Source organism: Parabacteroides caeci, from assembly GCF_023656795.1.
Lineage (GTDB): Bacteria > Bacteroidota > Bacteroidia > Bacteroidales > Tannerellaceae > Parabacteroides > Parabacteroides segnis.
In genome coordinates this window covers 20,419-40,300 of sequence record NZ_JAMOKT010000055.1, presented here as the reverse complement: position 1 = coordinate 40,300, position 19,882 = coordinate 20,419, and the positions used below count along the sequence as shown (strand labels likewise).

Annotated in this window: 13 protein-coding genes; 6 read left to right on the top strand and 7 right to left on the bottom strand. The window is 45.4% G+C overall.

Going from position 1 to position 19,882, the window contains the following annotated elements:
* Nucleotides 1-3 precede the first annotated feature (3 nt).
* Nucleotides 4-1,155, bottom strand: coding sequence for a COG1470 family protein (locus NBH15_RS22310; protein WP_186961773.1), 1,152 nt, complete (start codon nucleotides 1,153-1,155; stop codon nucleotides 4-6).
* Between the two features lie 317 nt (nucleotides 1,156-1,472).
* Here NBH15_RS22310 and NBH15_RS22305 point away from each other — a divergent pair, with 317 nt between their 5' ends.
* The 5 genes from NBH15_RS22305 to NBH15_RS22285 all read left to right on the top strand — a co-directional run bounded on the left by NBH15_RS22305 (nucleotide 1,473) and on the right by NBH15_RS22285 (nucleotide 11,100).
* Entirely contained in the window at nucleotides 1,473-2,744 is a 1,272-nt protein-coding gene (locus NBH15_RS22305) for a phosphoglycerate kinase (protein WP_128134878.1), read from the top strand.
* A 299-nt stretch (nucleotides 2,745-3,043) separates the two neighbouring features.
* A complete protein-coding gene (proS, locus tag NBH15_RS22300; RefSeq protein ID WP_007656038.1) occupies nucleotides 3,044-4,525 on the top strand; it encodes a proline--tRNA ligase in 1,482 nt (493 codons plus the stop codon).
* A gap of 290 nt (nucleotides 4,526-4,815) precedes the next feature.
* Nucleotides 4,816-7,527 (top strand): alpha-L-rhamnosidase, encoded by a 2,712-nt coding sequence (locus tag NBH15_RS22295; RefSeq protein ID WP_250823583.1) that lies wholly within the window; start codon nucleotides 4,816-4,818, stop codon nucleotides 7,525-7,527.
* A gap of 153 nt (nucleotides 7,528-7,680) precedes the next feature.
* Nucleotides 7,681-9,237, top strand: coding sequence for a DUF4435 domain-containing protein (locus NBH15_RS22290; protein WP_250823582.1), 1,557 nt, complete (start codon nucleotides 7,681-7,683; stop codon nucleotides 9,235-9,237).
* A 96-nt stretch (nucleotides 9,238-9,333) separates the two neighbouring features.
* Nucleotides 9,334-11,100 (top strand): ArnT family glycosyltransferase, encoded by a 1,767-nt coding sequence (locus NBH15_RS22285; protein ID WP_287624639.1) that lies wholly within the window; start codon nucleotides 9,334-9,336, stop codon nucleotides 11,098-11,100.
* A gap of 2 nt (nucleotides 11,101-11,102) precedes the next feature.
* On the opposite strand, the gene NBH15_RS22280 is transcribed toward NBH15_RS22285, so the two are convergent.
* A complete protein-coding gene (locus NBH15_RS22280; RefSeq protein WP_186961778.1) occupies nucleotides 11,103-12,479 on the bottom strand; it encodes a 3-keto-disaccharide hydrolase in 1,377 nt (458 codons plus the stop codon).
* Between the two features lie 195 nt (nucleotides 12,480-12,674).
* On the opposite strand from NBH15_RS22280, the gene NBH15_RS22275 reads away from it, so the two are divergent.
* The gene (locus NBH15_RS22275) at nucleotides 12,675-13,310 is read left to right on the top strand and encodes an HAD family hydrolase (RefSeq protein WP_128134881.1); all 636 of its coding nucleotides are present in this window, start codon (nucleotides 12,675-12,677) and stop codon (nucleotides 13,308-13,310) included.
* A gap of 70 nt (nucleotides 13,311-13,380) precedes the next feature.
* Here NBH15_RS22275 and NBH15_RS22270 read toward each other — a convergent pair whose 3' ends face one another.
* The 5 genes from NBH15_RS22270 to nhaD form a co-directional block, all read right to left on the bottom strand.
* Nucleotides 13,381-14,187 carry a DUF6261 family protein gene (locus NBH15_RS22270; RefSeq protein WP_250823580.1) on the bottom strand — a complete coding sequence of 269 codons (807 nt, stop codon included), beginning with the start codon at nucleotides 14,185-14,187 and terminating at the stop codon, nucleotides 13,381-13,383.
* Nucleotides 14,188-14,468: 281 nt separating this feature from the next.
* Complete coding sequence (locus tag NBH15_RS22265; RefSeq protein WP_250823579.1) at nucleotides 14,469-15,794, bottom strand: hypothetical protein; 1,326 nt, start codon at nucleotides 15,792-15,794, stop codon at nucleotides 14,469-14,471.
* Between the two features lie 122 nt (nucleotides 15,795-15,916).
* The gene (locus tag NBH15_RS22260; RefSeq protein WP_250823578.1) at nucleotides 15,917-16,417 is read right to left on the bottom strand and encodes an outer membrane beta-barrel protein; all 501 of its coding nucleotides are present in this window, start codon (nucleotides 16,415-16,417) and stop codon (nucleotides 15,917-15,919) included.
* A gap of 39 nt (nucleotides 16,418-16,456) precedes the next feature.
* Nucleotides 16,457-18,097 (bottom strand): dipeptidase, encoded by a 1,641-nt coding sequence (locus tag NBH15_RS22255; protein WP_128134884.1) that lies wholly within the window; start codon nucleotides 18,095-18,097, stop codon nucleotides 16,457-16,459.
* Between the two features lie 10 nt (nucleotides 18,098-18,107).
* Entirely contained in the window at nucleotides 18,108-19,517 is a 1,410-nt protein-coding gene (gene nhaD / locus NBH15_RS22250) for a sodium:proton antiporter NhaD (RefSeq protein WP_128134885.1), read from the bottom strand.
* Nucleotides 19,518-19,882: the final 365 nt, after the last annotated feature.

Sequence of the window (19,882 nt, the reverse complement as noted above, 5' to 3'; positions counted from 1 at the left end):
GGCTTACCTCCTTCCATATTTGCGGAACAGATAATAGACGCCTCCCAATACCAAAACAATGATCAGAACACCAACCCAGCCCCAGATCATCGGAGTTTTTACGGAAATACGAAAATCGGTTGTAGCATTTACCTCCGGAGTCTTGACAGTCATCTTTGTTACATAATCTCCGGGAAGAGCCTTTTTAGAAGCCTTTACTGTAGCAACAACGTTTGTAGTCTGTCCGGCTCCCAGCTTCATCACTTTTGCCGGTTCGAAAGTAACCTCCCAGTCTACCGGTTTGCTGGCAGAAAGCTCTATATCTTTTAGTTCGGCAGAACCGGTATTTTTCACAACCAGATCGATCCGTTTCGTCTCACCGGCTGTTATATCAGAACTGAGCAAACCTCTAGGAGTAGTCAATTCCATTTCATAAGAACCGGTTACTACCACTTCCAGGTCCAGATCGGCAGAAGTGGAACCCGTCGAGGCATGAACAGGTATTTTATAACTTCCTGCTGCAACATTAGCCGGCGGGTTGACGTCGATAGTTATATTCTGGGTTGCATTAGGTTCTACCTGTGCAGATGTTGCCTGCTTATAATTCGGCTTGAATACCACATTCCATCCCCGCTGTACATCGGCTGTCAAAGCATAGAGTTGCTGCTCCGCTGTACGGTTCTTGATCGTTGCGTTGAATGTAAATGTTGATTTGGAATTTCCCTCCATATTCGGCTGCGTAGTCGTGAAATCGGTCTGGTAAGTTCCCTGCTTGGAGACGGTAATCGTAAGCGGGAGTTTCGCCATTCCGTCGGCAGAGACCGTAAAATTATAAGTACCTTTATTCACTTTCACCGGTACTTCGACCTTTAAAGAGAAATTTTTCTTTTCATCCGGCAAGACCGACAACTGACTGATTGTAAAACCTCCGGACTTCACCTCATAACTCCATCCCCGAGGCATTCCTTCCACGGAAATTGTCGCATTCTTCACTTCATCACTCTTGTTGATGACGTCAACACTGTAATCAATCGACTCTCCCGGCGGAACAGAAATCTTTGTGTAGGGAGTGTACAACATCACGCTCTCTTTTGTGTCCGTAGCGTGGATCTTACAAGGGATAACACCCAATAACAGTACCAATAGTAGGTTTAAACAGTTAATTTGCATTTTCATAATGATTTTTATAGAGTATACAAAAATGATTACTTAATTAGCTGATGACAAATATATAAACTGTGATTATTAGCAATCATTAAAAGTGTTAAAAAAAAACTATTACGCAGGTCCTTCTTCCTTTAAAACCTTCTCTTGTTGGCGACAACAGAAAGTTCAGTACTCTATACATTATATATAGACAAAACCAGAAGACGCCATTCGGATGCTAAATAGACCGAATTATTATGTAAATGTAACACTGAAATAAAATATTTTTATGTAAGTTTGCGAGCGCTAAGAAAGACATTTTATACAGAAATTTAAATACAAGAGTTATGCAATCAATTGACAATTTCAATTTTGCCGGCAAAAAGGCATTTGTAAGAGTTGACTTCAACGTTCCATTGGACGAAAACTTCAACATCACAGACGACACTCGTATCCGTGCCGCTCTTCCTACTCTTAAGAAGATCCTGGCAGACGGTGGCAGTGTAATTATCGGTTCACACCTGGGCCGTCCGAAAGGCGTTACAGATAAATATTCTTTGAAACATATCCTGAAACACGTTTCTGAACTGCTGGGCGTAGAAGTTCAGTTTGCTAACGACTGTATCGGTGAAGAAGCCGGCGCTAAGGCTGCTGCATTGCAACCGGGCGAAGCATTGTTGCTGGAAAACCTTCGTTTCTATGCGGAAGAAGAAGGCAAACCAAGAGGTTTGGCTGAAGACGCAACAGACGATGAAAAGAAAGCTGCCAAGAAGGCCGTTAAAGAAAGCCAAAAAGAATTCACAAAGAGACTGGCTTCTTATGCAGACTGCTATGTAAATGATGCATTCGGTACAGCTCACCGTGCTCACGCTTCTACAGCGCTGATCGCTGATTACTTCGATACTGACCATAAGATGTTCGGTTACCTGATGGAAAAAGAAGTAAAAGCTGTCGATAAAGTAATGAGCGACATCACTCGTCCGTTCACAGCTATCATGGGTGGTTCTAAAGTTTCTTCTAAAATCGAAATTATCGAAAACCTGCTGGGTAAGGTAGATAACCTGATCGTAACAGGTGGTATGACTTATACTTTCACAAAAGCTATGGGTGGTAAGATCGGTAACTCTATCGTTGAAGACGATAAGTTGGATCTGGCTCTCGACCTGATGAAGAAAGCAAAAGAAAAAGGTGTAAACCTGGTATTGGCTGTAGACGCTAAGATTGCTGACGCTTTCAGTAATGACGCAAACACTAAATATGCTGACGTAAACGAAATTCCTGACGGATGGGAAGGTCTTGACATCGGTCCTAAGACTATCGAAATCTACGCTGACGTTATCAAGAATTCAAAGACCATCCTTTGGAACGGTCCTACAGGCGTATTCGAATTTGAAAACTTTACTGACGGTTCACGTGCAGTAGGTAACGCTATCGTTGAAGCTACAAAGAACGGTGCATTCTCTCTTGTTGGTGGTGGCGACTCTGTTGCCTGCGTTAACAAGTTCGGTATCGCAGACCAGGTTTCTTATGTATCTACAGGTGGTGGTGCTTTGCTGGAAGCTATCGAAGGTAAAGTTCTTCCGGGTATCGCTGCTGTAAAGGGCGAACCGTATAAATAAGAAAATACTCTTATCTAAATAAGCGCAAAGGCTGTCCCTGAAAAGGTGACAGCCTTTGTTTGTTTCATCCTATAGAAACAGTTGTTTCATTATGGGGAAACATTTGTTTCTATAGGTAGAAACACTTTTTACCATAGAAGGAAGAATCATTCGGAAAGTGTCATTCTTCTATGGAAACTTATACTCGGATCAGAATATATTCTAATATCAGTCTTGCATATTGGAACTCAATCTAAATATTTTGTACCTTTGCCCGACATTATTCGAAAATCATTGAAAACAACATAGAATTAAAGAAAATGGCAAAAGAGCTGAAAGAACTGACTAAGAGAAGTGTGAACTACTCTCAGTGGTACCAGGATTTGGTTATTAAAGCGGATCTGGCAGAAAATTCTGCTGTACGTGGCTGTATGGTTATCAAGCCTTACGGATACGCTATTTGGGAGAAGATGCAACGTATCCTCGATGATATGTTCAAAGAAACAGGACACGTAAACGCTTACTTCCCTCTGTTGATCCCGAAATCATTTTTAAGCAAGGAAGCCGAACACGTAGAAGGTTTCGCCAAAGAATGCGCTGTTGTTACACATTATCGTCTGAAAACGAACCATGACGGTACAGGTGTAGTTGTCGACCCGGCAGCTAAACTGGAAGAAGAACTGATCATCCGTCCGACTTCTGAAACAATCATCTGGAACACATACCGTAACTGGATTCAGTCATACCGCGACCTGCCTATCCTATGTAACCAATGGGCAAACGTGATGCGCTGGGAAATGCGTACACGCCTGTTCCTCCGCACCGCAGAATTCCTGTGGCAGGAAGGTCACACGGCTCACGCTACCCGTGAAGAAGCAGAAATCGAAGCAAAAAAGATGCAGGAAGTATACGCAAACTTTGCTGAAAACTATATGGCAATGCCGGTTATCAAAGGTGTAAAATCTGCCAGCGAACGTTTCGCAGGCGCTTTGGATACCTACACTATCGAAGCGATGATGCAGGACGGAAAAGCGTTGCAGGCAGGTACTTCCCACTTTCTGGGACAGAACTTCGGTAAGGCTTTCGATGTTACTTTCATCGACAAAGAAGGCAAGAGTGATTATGCATGGGCTACTTCATGGGGGGTTTCAACCCGTCTGATCGGTGCCCTGATCATGTCTCACTCGGATGATAATGGTCTGGTATTGCCTCCGCACCTGGCTCCTATCCAGGTAGTGATCGTTCCGATCTATCGCAGCGAAGAACAGTTGGCACAGATCAGCGAAAAGGTAAACGGTATCGTAGCCAAACTGAAAAAGATGGGTATCTCCGTTAAATACGACGATGCAGATAACAAGAAACCGGGATGGAAGTTTGCTGAATACGAACTGAAAGGCGTTCCTGTACGCCTGGCAATGGGTGGACGCGATCTGGAAAACAACACGATCGAAGTAATGCGCCGCGATACGCTGGAAAAAGAAACCATCACTTGCGACGGTATCGAAGAATACGTACAGAATCTGTTGGAAGAAATCCAGCAGAACATTTTCCAGAAAGCTCTCGATCATCGTACAGCTTGCACGGTAACTGTCGATACTTACGAAGAGTTCAAGGAAAAAATAGAAGAAGGCTTGTTCATCATGGCTCACTGGGATGGTACTCCTGAAACAGAAGAGCAGATCAAGAACGAAACCAAAGCAACTATCCGTTGTATCCCATTGGAAGGCGACAAAACACCGGGTAAGTGTATGGTTACCGGCAAACCTTCCGCACAGCGCGTATTGTTTGCACGGGCTTATTAAGCAACATAGAATAAAAAACAATAACTATTCAAGAGGATATGCCATGATGGTGTATCCTCTTTGACGTATTATAGTCTACACACTACTACACTGGAAAGTACTGAAAAACCGACTAAAGAAGGAGGGAAATATATCAAATTTTACACGCTTTTTATCTACATATATGAAGGTATCATTTTATAAAGTAAAAAAGTCAAAATTAGAACTAGAGCCTACACCCAAAGCCCTAATTTTGTAAAATAAAGGAATATATATTATTCCGGTCTATACCTAACTTAATACGAATGCAGATGAAATTAACCTTCTCCCCCTTATTGGCCGTCCTGGTTATCATACTGGCAGGATGTACTTCCGGCCATACGGTCAGTATCAAAGATCTTCGGGTTGAAATGAAAGAAAACCCGGTAGGCATTGGTGTATCACAGCCCCGCTTTATGTGGAAAATCTCTTCCGGATCACCCGATCTCATGCAGACCTCCTATCAGATACAGGTTGCCGAATCTCCCGATAACCTGAAAAACGGAAAAGAACTGCTTTGGGACAGCGGTGAAGTGAAAAGCGATGAGTCCATACTCATCCCCTACGGAGGCAATCCGTTACAATCCAGAAAACAATATTATTGGCGCATTAAAGCCAATACGAATCAAGGTTCAACGGATTGGAGCCCGATAAACACCTGGTCGATGACCTTGCTCAATCCTTCCGACTGGAAAGCAACCTGGATCGGAGAAAACAATCTTTCCAACCCCGGAGAGACGAAAGAAGGGAAAACACGTCTTGCCGCCCGCTATCTCCGCAAAGAGTTTGTTGCGGATAAACCGGTTCAGAAAGCTGTTCTATACATTTCCGGCCTTGGTTTTTCCGAATCCTATATCAATGGGAAGCCCGTTAGCGAAGATATTTTCGCGCCCGGACCATCCTGGTATCCCAACCGTGTATATTATAATGTATATGACGTGACAAATCTGTTGTCAAAAGATAAAAATACAATAGGCGTTGCCTTAGGTAACGGTCGTTATTTCGCAATGAGAGACCGACAGGAAACTCTGCCCTCCCTGCTTGCACAACTGGAAATCGAGTATGCCGACGGCTCGCAAACCGTCATAGTCAGCGATACCTCATGGAAAGTAACCTCCAAAGGCCCGATCATCGCCAACAACGAATTTGACGGCGAAGAATATGACGCCCGCCTGGAACTAAGCGGTTGGAACAAAAATGGTTTCGACGACTCCAAATGGCTCACGACAGATGTCATGACAACTCCCGCCGGTAAATTAACCGTACAGTCAAATCCGAACCTCCGTATCCAGGAAGAAATCAAGCCGGTCAGCATCACCGAAAGACCGGACGGCAAATATATTATCGATATGGGACAGAATATGGTCGGCAGGTTGGCTGTCAGCCTGAAAGGAAAGAAAGATCAACCTGTCACCATGAAATTTGCTGAATTACTCAAGGAAGACGGTTCGCTTTACCTGGCAAACCTGCGTAGTGCCAATGTGACCGATATATATACCCCGGCCCGCGACGGTCAGTTCAGCTGGGAACCGATATTTGTCTATCACGGATTCCGTTTCGTTGAGATTTCAGGACTTGACTATAAGCCGGAATTATCCGCCTTTACCGGAAAAGTAATCTATGACAAAATGAAAACGACCGGAAAGTTTGAAACTTCCAACCCACTGGTCAACCAGATCTATAAAAATGCCTATTGGGGTATTCGCGGCAATTACCGGGGCATGCCAACCGACTGTCCGCAGCGCGACGAACGCCACGGATGGCTGGGAGACCGTGTAACCGGAGCTTACGGGGAAGCATTCATCTTCAACAACGCCCTCCTGTATAATAAATGGTTGCAGGATATCGAAGACTCCCAAAGCCCGGAAGGAAGCATCTCCGACGTATCTCCCCGTTACTGGACGATATACAACGACGATGTCACCTGGCCTGCCGCCTATTTCTATGTAGCCAACCTCTTATACCGCCAGTTCGGAGATAAGAGTGCCATCATCAGACATTACCCGTCTATGAAACGCTGGATGGAACACATGCAGCAAACAGCCATGCAGGATTATATCATCGTAAAAGACACTTACGGCGACTGGTGTATGCCCCCGGAATCACAGGAGTTAATTCATTCGCAGGACCCAGCCCGTAAGACTGACGGTGCTATCCTGTCCACCACCATGTATTACAGCCTGCTGAATATGATGAGCGAATTTGCCCGGTTAAGCGGACAGGAAAACGATATTGCAACCTATCAGGAACTGGCAGCAAAGATGAAAGAAACCTACAACGCGAAATACTTCCATCCGGAAACAGCCCAATACGGTAACAATACGGTTACAGCCAACATCCTGTCATTACGTTTAGGACTCGTTCCGAAAGGATATGAAGAAAAAGTGTTTGCCAACATTGTCAAGAAAACGGAGGGAGACTTCGGCGGCCATGTCAGTACCGGTGTCCTGGGCATCCAGCATCTGATGCGCGGTCTCACAGAATACGGCCGGGTAGATATGGCCTGGAAGATTGCGACAAACGACACCTACCCGAGTTGGGGATACATGGCAAAGAAAGGTGCCACCACCATCTGGGAACTCTGGAACGGAGATACCGCCGACCCTGCCATGAATTCCGCCAACCATGTCATGTTATTGGGCGACCTGGTCATCTGGTACTACGAAGACCTGGCAGGAATCAAATGCGCTCCGGAATCCATCGCTTATAAAAAGCTGATCATGGCTCCGGTATTTCCCGAAGGGCTGAATGCCGTTTCGGCCTCCTACGAATCAGTCTACGGAAAGATCAAAAGTGCCTGGAAAAAAGAAAACGGTACTTTCAGCTGGGATATTACAATCCCCGGTAATACCTCTGCCGTCGTACGGATACCGAAAGAGTTCCGGATCAAACAATCCAACCAATCGGGTATCAGGAGGGTGAATGACACTGCCTCCTATACGGAAATCGAGATAGGTTCGGGCTGTTATCACTTTAATAACTAAAAATAAATATGAAGAAAAGTCTGTAAATGATATCTTTGATCTTAATCATTGGTTTGCCATTTACAGATTTTTTTACTCCGTCAAAAAGATCGCCCAAGCTATAGAATACGAATAATTTAATTACCTTTGGGAGTAAAATAAATCAGTACCTGTATGGAACTCACTCTCCCTTCCAAGTTGAATGCCTCCGAAACGATCGTGCTCGACACCAATGTGCTTGTCGTTATCGGGGCAAATGGTGCCGGCAAAAGTTCGTTCGGCAGAGATCTGCTGGAGCGTTACTCCGACAACAGTAAAAAGATATCCGGCATGCACTCCCTGTTTATCAGCAGTGAAGAACCTGTGCCTGTCGAAGGCAATGAACTGGCACGCCTGCAATCGATGATCGCGGAACGCATCTTCATGCCCCGCCTTTCAGAATACGAAAAACTGATCCTTCACCTGCAAAGCGAAGAATTTGAGGCGGCAGTAAACTATAAGGAAGCCTGCAAGCTGACCCCGGACCTGGAACCGCCCGTTACCAAAATAGACCGTATACAGGCCATCTGGGAGAAAATGTTCCCACATAACCGCCTGGTCAGGAAGTCCGGCTTTATTGAACTAGCTTCCACCAGCCGCGACGGCGATTCTTATACGGCCGGCAGAATGAGTGACGGAGAGAAGATCGTCTTCTACCTGATAGGCGCCGTACTCTGTGCCCGTCCCAACGAACTGCTGGTGATCGAAGAACCGGAAATACTGCTTCACAACTCGATCAAGAACCTGCTTTGGGATGAGATCGAAGCTATGCGTCCCGACTGCACATTCGTTTATCTGACGCACGATATCGACTTTGCCACTTCTCGCCCGGAAGGCAAGCGGATATGGATCAGGGACTACAATGCCGACGCCCATGTTTGGGACTACCAACTGATAGAAAACAGCGACAGCCTTCCCGAAGAAGTATATATAGATATCCTCGGGAGCCGCAAGCCGATCCTGTTCATCGAAGGGACCGACTCCAACAGTATCGACAACCGCCTCTACCCGCTGATCTTCCCCGATTATATGGTCAAGCCGATGGGTGGCTGCCAAAAGGTGATTGAAACGACAAAGGCTTTCCGGCAGTTGCAGGACTTCCATACGCTGGAATCCATGGGGATCGTAGACCGCGACCGCCGTACGCAGGGAGAGATCGACTATCTGCATGACCAGCATATCTTCGTTCCCGACGTAGCCGAAGTGGAAAACCTGCTGATGCTTGAACCGGTGATACGCACCGTGGCACGCCGTATGATGAAAGATCCCGATACCGTATTTACCCTGGTAAAGGAAAATGTAGTCAAACTCTTTGAGAAGGACCTCGAAAGCCAGGTTATCCTGCATGCCAAACACCGCGTCCGCAAGAAACTGGAAACAACGGTCGACCGCAAGATAACGACCGTCGAACAACTGACCGAGCATGTGGAAAGCATCCGCTACAACGTCCATGTCGATGAAATATACAATGGGATAAAAGATAAATTCAACCAGTACATCGAAACGGGAGATTACAAGAATATCCTTCGTGTGTATAATCAAAAGGGGATGCTGCCGCAAAGCCGTGTATGTAACTTCTGCGGTATCAGTAACAAGGAAAGTTATTTAAACTTCGTTCTTTCCATTCTGAAAGAAAACAAAGAGGATGCGGAAGTCATACGTTCTTCCATCAAAGAATCTTTAGGGACATAAAAAGTTATCAAAAATGAGGAAAAAGTCCGCAAAAAATCGTTCTTTTGCAAACTGATATAACGACATTAACTGGTTTAGTCCTCTTACAAAAAGAATATGCGTACACCGACATTACAATATCTCTACCTGCAAAAGCCGGTAACAATGATTATTATAATCTGTATAATCTCCGTGCTTCCCTGGATCGGCTTGGGTGATTTCTCCACTAAAGGAGAGCCGCGTGAAGCATCTGTTGCCATATCCATGCTTGAATCAGGCAATTGGATATTACCCCAGGTTTATGCCAACGAATTTGCCTATAAGCCGCCGATGGCACACTGGCTGATGGCTGCTTTCTCTTATCCGCAGGGATACGTATCGGAGTTTACCTCTCGCCTGCCGTCTACAATCGCTTTTATCTGCCTGATGGGATGCACGCTCATGTTTTTCGGGCGAAGGATAAAATTCCAGCAGGCGTTTATAGCTACTCTCCTACTACTCACGTGCATTGAAATGCACAGAGCGGCGATGACTACCCGTGTCGATATGCTACTGACGACATTCATTGTCATCGGCCTCTATCAGTTGTTCCGATGGGAAGACCGGCTGGAGTTAAAAGGTCTGCCGGTTATTATCCCGGTATTGTTGGGGTGTGCGGTTCTGACTAAAGGGCCTGTAGGAGTTATTTTGCCTCTATTCGTGTTCGGTGCTTATCTGCTGATGCTTCGTAAATACAGCCTGCTGACAATCTTCAAGGCACTACTTTATATCGGCGTTTCGTCTCTGTTCCTGCCTCTGCTGTGGTATATCGCAGCCTGGAAACAGGGAGGGGATAAATTTCTCGATGTCGTACTTGCCGAAAACTTCGGACGTTTTTTCCATCTCAATACGCCCGATATCAATTATGACCTGGGACACGAGAATGGCGTATGGTATAACTTTATGACGCTGGCCGCCGGATTTATTCCCTGGACCATCTTCTTTTTCTTCTCCCTGTTCGGTTTGAACTGGCAGAGAAAAAAGGTATCGTTCAAACAAATGCTAAAAGACAGCTGGAATAATATTCTTTCCATGGAAAAGGAAAAACTGTTCAGCCTGGTAGCATTGGTTTGCATCATCTTCTTTTATAGTATCCCTTCCAGCAAGAGAAGCGTATACCTGATGCCGGCTTATCCGTTCATCGCAATATTCCTGGCACAATACGCCATTTATATCACGGAATACAGGACAAAGGTAACCCGTATCTTCGCTGCCTTCCTGGCATCGGTCACAACTGTGGTACTGATTGCCATCGGATTGACGATGATCGGTGTTATCGACCCCGTGGCTATTGCTTCACAGTACACAAGCCGTACCTCCACCCTGGCACAGGTCGAAGCTGTCAGCAACATATTTTCTTTCAGTTACGGACTGACGGTTTGCATTGTTATCGTCGTTTTGGTGGCGCTGCTGACGGTGCTTTACCAGATGTTCAAAAAGATAAACATCAAGATCCTGTATGCTACGATTGCCCTGAGTTTTACGATCAATTTGCTGATCGACGGGGTTATCATGCGGGGTATCCGCCAGGATGGTTCTGCCCGTCCTTTTGCGGAAAAGGTAATGAAAGAATATCCGCTGAATGAGAATAATATGTTCGTTATGAACAATCTCAAGAAATACAGGAACCTGTACGGGCTTAATTTCTATCTCGGCAACCGCTTCCATAACTTCGAACAGGAGATGCCGGAAGAAGGATTTTTCTTTGCAACTCCCAGCGACCTGGAGGTTGTCCTTAAAAATTATGAAGGCCAATATACTTTTAATATATTGACCTCCTCTGAACGTATCATCCACGAAGTGCGCCGCCCGGTTGTCCTGTGCAGCTTCCTCCGTGTAAAATAAGATTATTTTAATTCTTTGATTTTGATACTGCGGAAAGCAACTTCATCGCCATGATCCTGTAACAGGATATGTCCCTGGGGAGCTTCACCGAAACGTCCTGCCTCGTTATAAGACGGGGCAGCATATTTACTACCTTTCACCAACTCACGAAAAGCATCTGAACCACGATCGTATTCCAATGTTTTAAAGCCGTTCAGCCAATGTTCCACATGGTTATTGGGGAATACTTTCAGGACAGCCTGGTTCCAGTTGCCCACACCGTTGAAACGTTTGTTACCGGCCGGCATCATGTCGTAAAGGCTTGCCAGGGTGCGGCTGCCGGGAGTCGTTGTGTAGAGTTTGGCATCCGGATGCAGTTTGTCATCTAATATCTGGTATTCGAGGCCGTAGGCGGAGCCGCTAGGTTTTTCTGCTTCCGTCACGAAATATTTGATTCCGCTGTTTGCTCCCGGAGTAATTTTAAATTCCAGGCTTAACTCGAATGCTGCATATTCTTTATCGGTCACGATATCACCTCCGTTGGTAGACTCGCCGCCACCGGATTTCAGGACGATCAACTGTCCGTCTTCCACTTTCCAGCCATGATCCGGGAAGGCCTCTTTATGGGCGCCACGCCAGCCTGTAGTTGTCTGTCCGTCGAACAGGAGGTTCCATCCGTCCGCTTTTTCAGCATCCGTCAGGTAGTTGGGGACACGGTTCACTTCAGGAGCCAGGGTTCCCTGCATACGTTCTGCCTCCAGGTTCTCGGTCTTTATGCGGATATTACGCCATTTGATTTCTTTTCCTTCCAGATCGGTATTCTTTCCGATGCCATGCACCTGGAAAGCGATGAAGCCTTTGGCTGTTTCGTCATCATAGAGATTGGCCGTGTTCACACCGTTCAGCCAGATGCGGATATTGTTGCCGATCGCTTCGATACGGTATTTATTCCAATCTGTCTTCTTATAGGCGGCTTGTCCCGGTTTGTTATCGACAAGCGTCACCAGCCAGCCACGGCGTGCCTCGTCGTAAACGCCTCCGCTCCAAGCTCTGTCGGAAGGGTCCATTTCGCATTGGTAGCCATGCACACGCCCGTTTTGGTAATCCGGACGGCTTTCGCTGCGGAACTGCACACCGGAATTCAATGCCGGGTCGCAGAGGGCTTCAAATTCCAGGATAAAATCGCCATACTCCTGTTCGGTAGCCATAAAGCTGTTCGGCTGGCCCGTCACCGAAGTTCCGACCAGACAGCCGTCTTCCACCCGGTAGGGCGCTTCGCCGTTCAATTGCTTGAAACCGGTAAGATCTTTACCATTGAATAACTTTTCCCAGCCGTCATTCGACTGACAGGAACAAAGCAGCGCGAGAGACAGGGCTGCTAACTTCAAAGATGCTTTCATTCTGTTTTTCTTTTAGGTATTATAAATAAGAAAATTGTTTTACTGGTCTGTCAACTAACACATGTGTACGGGCACAAAGATAAAATATTATTCATAAATGCACAGCAAAAGTGTTGCTATTTTACAACAGGTAGAAGCTTTTTCAAAGAATAGCCTTATCTTTGCGTGCAAAATGTAATCAATAAAGGTATTTTTATGAAATTAAAAACGGCTCTCTTTGACTTTGACGGCGTGCTGGTCGACACAGAACCCATTTACGATATTTTCTGGAATGAAGCAGGCGAACGTTACGGAACAGGTATCGACAACTTCGCTGCCGTCATCAAAGGCACTACACTCCCCTATATCATCGAAAAGTATTTTTCCGACCGCACGGAAGAATTTCGTCAGATGATCATCAAAGAATCGACCGAATACGAAAGCACCATGCCCCTGCCCGCCATGCCCGGCTCCCTGGAATTTCTGCACCTGCTGAAAAAGAACGGTGTACAGATGGGATTGGTCACCAGCTCGGACAATACAAAGGTTGAACGGGCATTCAAACTGCATCATCTGGAAAACATGTTCGATACAATCGTGACCGCAGACCGCATCACAAAGGGGAAACCTGACCCGATGTGTTACTTGCTGGCCGCAGACGACCTGCATGTCTCCCCTGCCGACTGCCTCGTTTTTGAAGATTCATTTGCCGGCATACAAGCGGGAACGGCTGCCGGCATGCGGGTTATCGGCCTGAGCACCACCAACCCGGAAGAATCATTGAAGGATAAAGTATATGAAGTGATTCCGAACTTCGAAAAGGTTACTTTCGAGGATTATCTGAAGTGGTAATGAAATAGAATAAAAAAAGAAGGTTGCGGCAGCCTATGTAAAAACGGGCTTAACCGCAACCTTACCCAGTTTATTCAATCTCCGGTCGGTCGCTTTCCTTCTTTTTCTTCTGTCCCATACGCTGGTTGTAGGCTGTCTGCGCATCGGATATCAGAGCGTTGACATTGCGGATAAAAGCAGTAGCTTCGTCCGAAGGATTCGCCAGGCTCCAGGCAAAAGCCAGCGAGGTTATATCGTCATAAATATCATCACCTTGGGCACGCACGATCTTACTGTTGTCTACACTACTAGCCAGACGTTCGGCAGCACGTTGGGCCACCAGTGATTCATATAGATTATTCAAACGTTCCAGTTCATTCGAATAAGGGGTCAGGCTCAAAGCCTGTACGGCAGATGCATTTTCAGGTTTTCTCAGATCGACCAAGAGTCCTTTGATCGTTTCTGTTTCCTGATTGAGCGGGAGGCGTGCGATTCCGGTATATGGTTTCACTACGTTCCGCAGAAACTTACCGGCTTCCTGTTCTGCCTGGAGTGGCAGGGTAGCGGAATTGTTTATCCGGTTCAAAGCATAGACGGCAACGTTGTCGCGTTGCTTGTCAGTGTCGTTCAACGTTTCAGTTTCCTGGCTGATACGGCTCTGGTTGTTCAGATCGGTGAGTTGGTCGATCACTGCATCGAGGGCAGTAAGTTGAGCGGCCGAAACGCCCAATGCAGGGACACCGTTCGATTCATTGACGCTGAGACTTTCGATTTCGGGTCGGTCGCCACCCTGCTCCGGGAACGGAAGGAGGGCACGAAAACGGCGGAGAAAACTGAGGTACTCGGCGTTGTTGAAATTATTTGCAGAAAAATCGGTGAATTTTAAGTATGTTCCCATGATTTCTATTTTTTGTTAACGAGGGCAAGGTAAGCATTATATTTCAAAAGATAACTGTTTTGTCAAAACAATTTCCAAGAAGATGTAAAATCGTTTCCCAAGTCGGGAAAGTATCTTGCAGGGGTGTAAAGTCGTTTCCCAAACCGGGAAAGCATTTTGCAAGAGTGTAAAGCCGTTTCCCAAATCGGGAAAGTACTTTGCAAGGGTGTAAAGCCGTTTCCCAAACCGGGAAAGCATTTTGCAGGGGTGTAAAGCCGTTTCCCAAACCGGGAAAGCATTTCTCAAGGCATCAAACTATCCATAAAATCATTATTATGTTCTTCTTCGATCTTTCCCTTTAATTTTACTTTATAACTGTCTTCACTCAAGTTGAAAAAGTAATAGGCGAGTATCGTAAAAGCTCCCCCAATAAATAAAAAAGAGGTATATAATAAAATCTCGAGATAATCTCCAAGATTATCATAATAAATGATATTCCATAAATAAGGTAACAGGAATAGTACCAAAACAGCCAATGATGTGATCACAATTATTTTTGTCATGAACATCTTTTTATATTTCTTGTCTTTATCCAACGCTATATCCATTTCAATGCCTATATCTAAACTTCTGAATCGTATATAATCTTTTACTTTCATTTTCATCAGTCCAAAGATATCTTGCTTAATCGTCAAAATCAGTTGTTCCAATCGATCGGATGGTTCCGGTTGCTTCGGTGCTTCCGGTTGCTTCGGTTGTTCCGGTTGCTCCCTGCTATCCAATTGCTTTTTCAATTCATTCAACTTTCGCTGAGCATCTATTTTCTGTTCCCATAAATTCCGTCGTTCTCCTATCAGAGCTATATTCTGATCTAACTCTTTTATCAGTTTATTTCTCAGCTGCGACACTTCTTCACGAGCTTCGTGCTTCTGTAGCTCCAGCTGTTCCTTGAGTTCAACCACTTGTCCGGAGTATTTTTTCGTCATTTCCTTTTGTTCTGCGAGTAGATGTGAGACTTCAGATTTCTGTTTTTCTCTTAGTCGCTTCTGTTTTCTGGTGACTTCTTCTTCCAATCTTTGCTCATTTTTTGCCCAAAGTTCTGCCAGACGGGTAACTAGTTTCCCAGACAAATCTCCGCTGGTTCTCATTGTTTCCAGCTCCTCAAGAATCATCTTTTGTCCAATTTTCAAATTTTTCAATGCCTCCATTTTTTGTCCTTTTGCCGCCTGTTCATGTTCCCATTGGCTGGCATAGGCATTAAAATCTTCCAGAACCATGCAATCGAATCGATCCTTATAAGCGGCATTTATCAAAAACAAATAACCGTTATCCTCACGCAATTGCAGGACTAATACTACTCTATTCCAGAAAAAAAGACGCAGGTCGCATATGAAGTCCGATTTTACCAGATGCACCGATTGGTTATAGGAGTTATATCGCCAGGTTCCTTTCCTCTTTTTACCCTTGTTCGAGATTGTCAAAAATCCGTCTTCCCAAAACGTCAAAATCTCATCTACGCCATTTTCACCGAGTACGAACCATTTGTGTTCGCATAATAGTCCTCTTACATGCTGTCCTTTGACAACATTGCGGTGACTCTCCGATATTTCTTGCTGGAATATTTTCATTCAGATCAAATTTAAGTGACAAACTCCGTTTGAAAAACAACACTCGCAAATATAAACAAAAAAAGGGGATAAACATTTCTGCTCATCCCCTTTTCTGTTTTTTTATTGTAAAAATTGATCTATCAGAAATTATATCCGATGCGAAGCGCCAAAAGCGGCTGAGATAATCTCAAGTCTCCCCAGGTTTTGAGTATATTATATTTGAATTCCAAACCGACACTCAACTGATCGGTTGCATATACTTCACCTCCTAAACCGATATTGGCACCTAAACGAGTCTTATTCAGACTTGCACTATTACCCAAACTTACTTTCCAGAATGAAAGGTCAAGACCTGCCAAAGGATAGAAACCGAACATATCACTCAATTTGAATACATAGTGGGCATTCACGTCGATAGCCCAGGCACTCAAACCATCATCTTTCACAAAATAAGACAAAGATGGCGCCAAACGAACCTCATCCGTCAGATTATAACGATAATCCAACCCCAACAACGCATTTCCATTCTCGTTAAACCCATAACCAAGATTAAAACCGAAAGACGATTGTCCTTGCTGAGTCTGTGCAAATGCACTCATGCTGATAATTGCCAGCATGCACATAACAATTAATTTCTTCATACTCTCATTAATTTAGTTCAACATTATGCGCAAATATAATTATTTTACTTTAAGTCTGTCACCTGCACTTTTCACAATACTGCGATAATAATCCTCATCGTAGCCAGGGAAATCAGGATATTCGGACAGCCCGTAGCCATTTTGCTTGAACTGGCCGTTTTCTTCTTTCTTAACGTTTCCGTCCATGTATTTTACTAAAAGATACTCGCCGAGCTTCTTCCAGCGGGCAGTTGCCTGATCGGCAGTCGTCGTGCTGAACCAGGTCAGGAACCGGACTGCTTCCGCCGGATTCTTGGCATACAAATCGGAGGCTGCCTTGTCGATAGCCGGAATTACCTCTTTATAACTGTTTTCCAATTCCTGCTGAACCGGACGAATGTCTTTGATCATAAAACTGTATTTGCCGTAAGCCTGGTTTGCTACCCAGTTGTGAATCCAGAATGCGGAAGTCCACGAGAAATTCATAATGTCCCCGTTTCCTACCCGGTAGCACTCGGGCGATTCCGTGATAGAGCAATACAGCGGAGTGAACACAGCCATATCGGCATCATCCACACCGAACCAAAGGATTCCACCGATCGCATCGGGCAACCAGTTACGCATCTGCGGAACGATTACAAAACCGGTCTGCTGCGTAGCGATGGCACGTTCGTTGGTATATTCTTGTCCATCTACCTTAAACGTCATCGGACGCCAGCGATACGGCACTTTATAAGAACCGGCTCCGGCGTCTTTCGTCATATCCAGATCGGTTCCTTCAAAATGGTCGCGCATACCGTTCTGAACGTCCTGAACAGACAACAGACGGTCCGGCTTCACATACAACGGCATCGGCTCCTTGGAAGGATCACCCTTGATAAAGTCGGTGTACTTATCCATTGTTTTATCGTATTTACGGAAGAAAGACCATACACGTGCTTCACAACCTCTCAATGCGCTGAAGTCGTAAGGACAATAGGCCTTCTGGAAACTGAAGTCTTTATCTTTTCCGCTGAAATACCCTTTTTCGCGGGCCAAAGAAACAACATCGGGCGAATACATACAGTTTTCCTTGTCATCAAAAGGAATCTGCTGGATGCGCGACTGGTTGGCATGTGCAGAAATGCAATCATCCGGAATACGGATGGCCACCCAAACAGCCCCTTTGTTACCCGGACCTTTACCGATCAGCTCCATCACCCATGCTTCGTTCTTGTCGGCGATAGAGAAAGTCTCGCCGCTGCTGTAATAACCGTAGTCCTTCACCAGGTCGGTCATTACTTTGATTGCTTCGCGAGCTGACTTTGAACGCTGGAGGGCGATGTAGATCAGGCTGCCGTAGTCAATAATACCTGTTGTATCCACCAGCTCCGGACGTCCACCCCACGTACTTTCCGTGATAGCCACCTGATGTTCATTCATGTTGCCGACAACCGAATACGTCTGTTCCACCTGCGGAATCTGTCCCAGCGGCTTATTTGTATCCCATTCCCTGACTTCCAGCATGGCGCCTTTCGGCCAGGTCGCTGCCGGCCAACGGTATAACTCGCCATACAGGGTATGCGAATCTGCTGCATAACTGATCATCACCGATCCGTCGACCGATGCCTTCTTCCCTACCAGCAAACCCGTACAAGCCATTGCCTCCATTCCGGAAAGCAAAACGGCACAGGCTGCTGCGATAATCCATTTTCTTTTCATATAAATAAGTTTAAGCGAATAATAGCATATATACTGCCGCACCGCAAATATAGCCAATCAATGCCAATATTGAAAATCGCTTTGTATAGTACATGAAATCTATTTTCTCCAATCCCATCACCGTGACACCTGTTGCCGAACCGATAATCAGGATGCTACCGCCTGTTACGGCACAGTAAGCAAGGAATGTCCAGAATCCTCCGTCGGAAACAAAAAACTGTGCATAGGGTGCCAAATCCGGTGCTTGCTGCACGATCGGATACATACCCATCGTTGCTGCCACCAACGCCACGTTATCCACGCAGGAAGATAAAGCTCCGATCACAAAGCTGATTAAATAAGGTTCATGCACATGTTTGTCGAGATAGGCGGACATGATCCCCAACTGTCCCGATGTCTCCAGGGCGCCTACCGCCATCAAGATTCCCAGGAAGAAAAAGATCGTTGCCAGGTCGATGTTCGGCAACAACTGGGTAATACGCAGCTTTTCCGATTCATGCACATGCAAACGGCTGTACATGACATCGGTATATATCCATAAAATAACCAGTCCCAGCAATACCCCCAGGAACGGAGGCAAATTGGTCAGCATCTGAAAGACCGGAACCAAAGCCAATGAAAGTACGCCGATCACAAAGATCACCCGGCGTGAATGATTCGGTATTTCCGGAATAAACTCATCGGCAGCCTCTTCCTCACTCATGACACGCAACTGGGCATCTTTCTTGAACAACCAGAAATGGGCAATGGAGAGCGGAACCAGCATATTAACCAATGCAGGAATAAATACATGCGAAATCTGATGCATAGCCGTCACATTCTTTCCTACCCAGAGCAGGATTGTCGTCACATCACCGATGGGCGACCATGAACCGCCGGCATTGGCTGCGATAATCACCATACAAGCATATTTCAACCGGTCGGTCCTGTCGGGAACCAACTTACGAAGTACCGCCATAATCACGATCGCTGCCGCCAGGTTATCCAGCAAAGCGGAGAAGAAGAAAGTGGCAAAACTGATATACCACAACAGTTTCCGCTTGTTGGAGGTGCGGATATATCCCGTCACGGCCCTGAAACCACCGTGTTTATCTACAATATCGACAATCAGCATGGAACACATCACAAAGAACAAGGTCTCTGCCACATTTCCCAGATGGTAAACAATAGAACGGTTGGTTATAAAATTAATAAACTGGTCTTTTGCAGGCAGATTTGTCATTTCGGGGTTCTGCATCAGAAACTCTTCGAACAGCGGGTTCGAACGTTCAACGAAAATATTATAAGCGTCGAACATCAATATCATCCATAAGGAAATGGCCATAAAAAGAGCTGTTGCCGCTTTGTTGATCTTTATCTTATCTTCAAGCGCAATAGCCAGGATGCCCACGACAAAAATAATTGGCATTAATATAAACATAGGTGTATTTTATTTAGTCTACCCTTCCGTAAAAGGGATTAATTAATGATATACGTACAGTTCAAATATTATCAAATATGAGTGTTTGTTTATAGCAACTGGTTGTAACTGGCTCCCCTCTCGAGAGGGGGAAGGGGGTGTGTCATATCCCCGCCATACAACCACCATAATCAGAGTCACTTGACTATTACAGGTTCATTTGCCGTTTGCTTCAGCTGACGGTTTACAAGTTGTTTCTCTCTTTTGGCTTCAGCCACATTTCTCCTAGATAGAAAACTGTAAGAAATGGAACTAAAGTCCAATAAGATAGACACTTTACTTATCCGTCAGCTGAAGCAGACGGCAAATAAACCTGTAACAAGGCT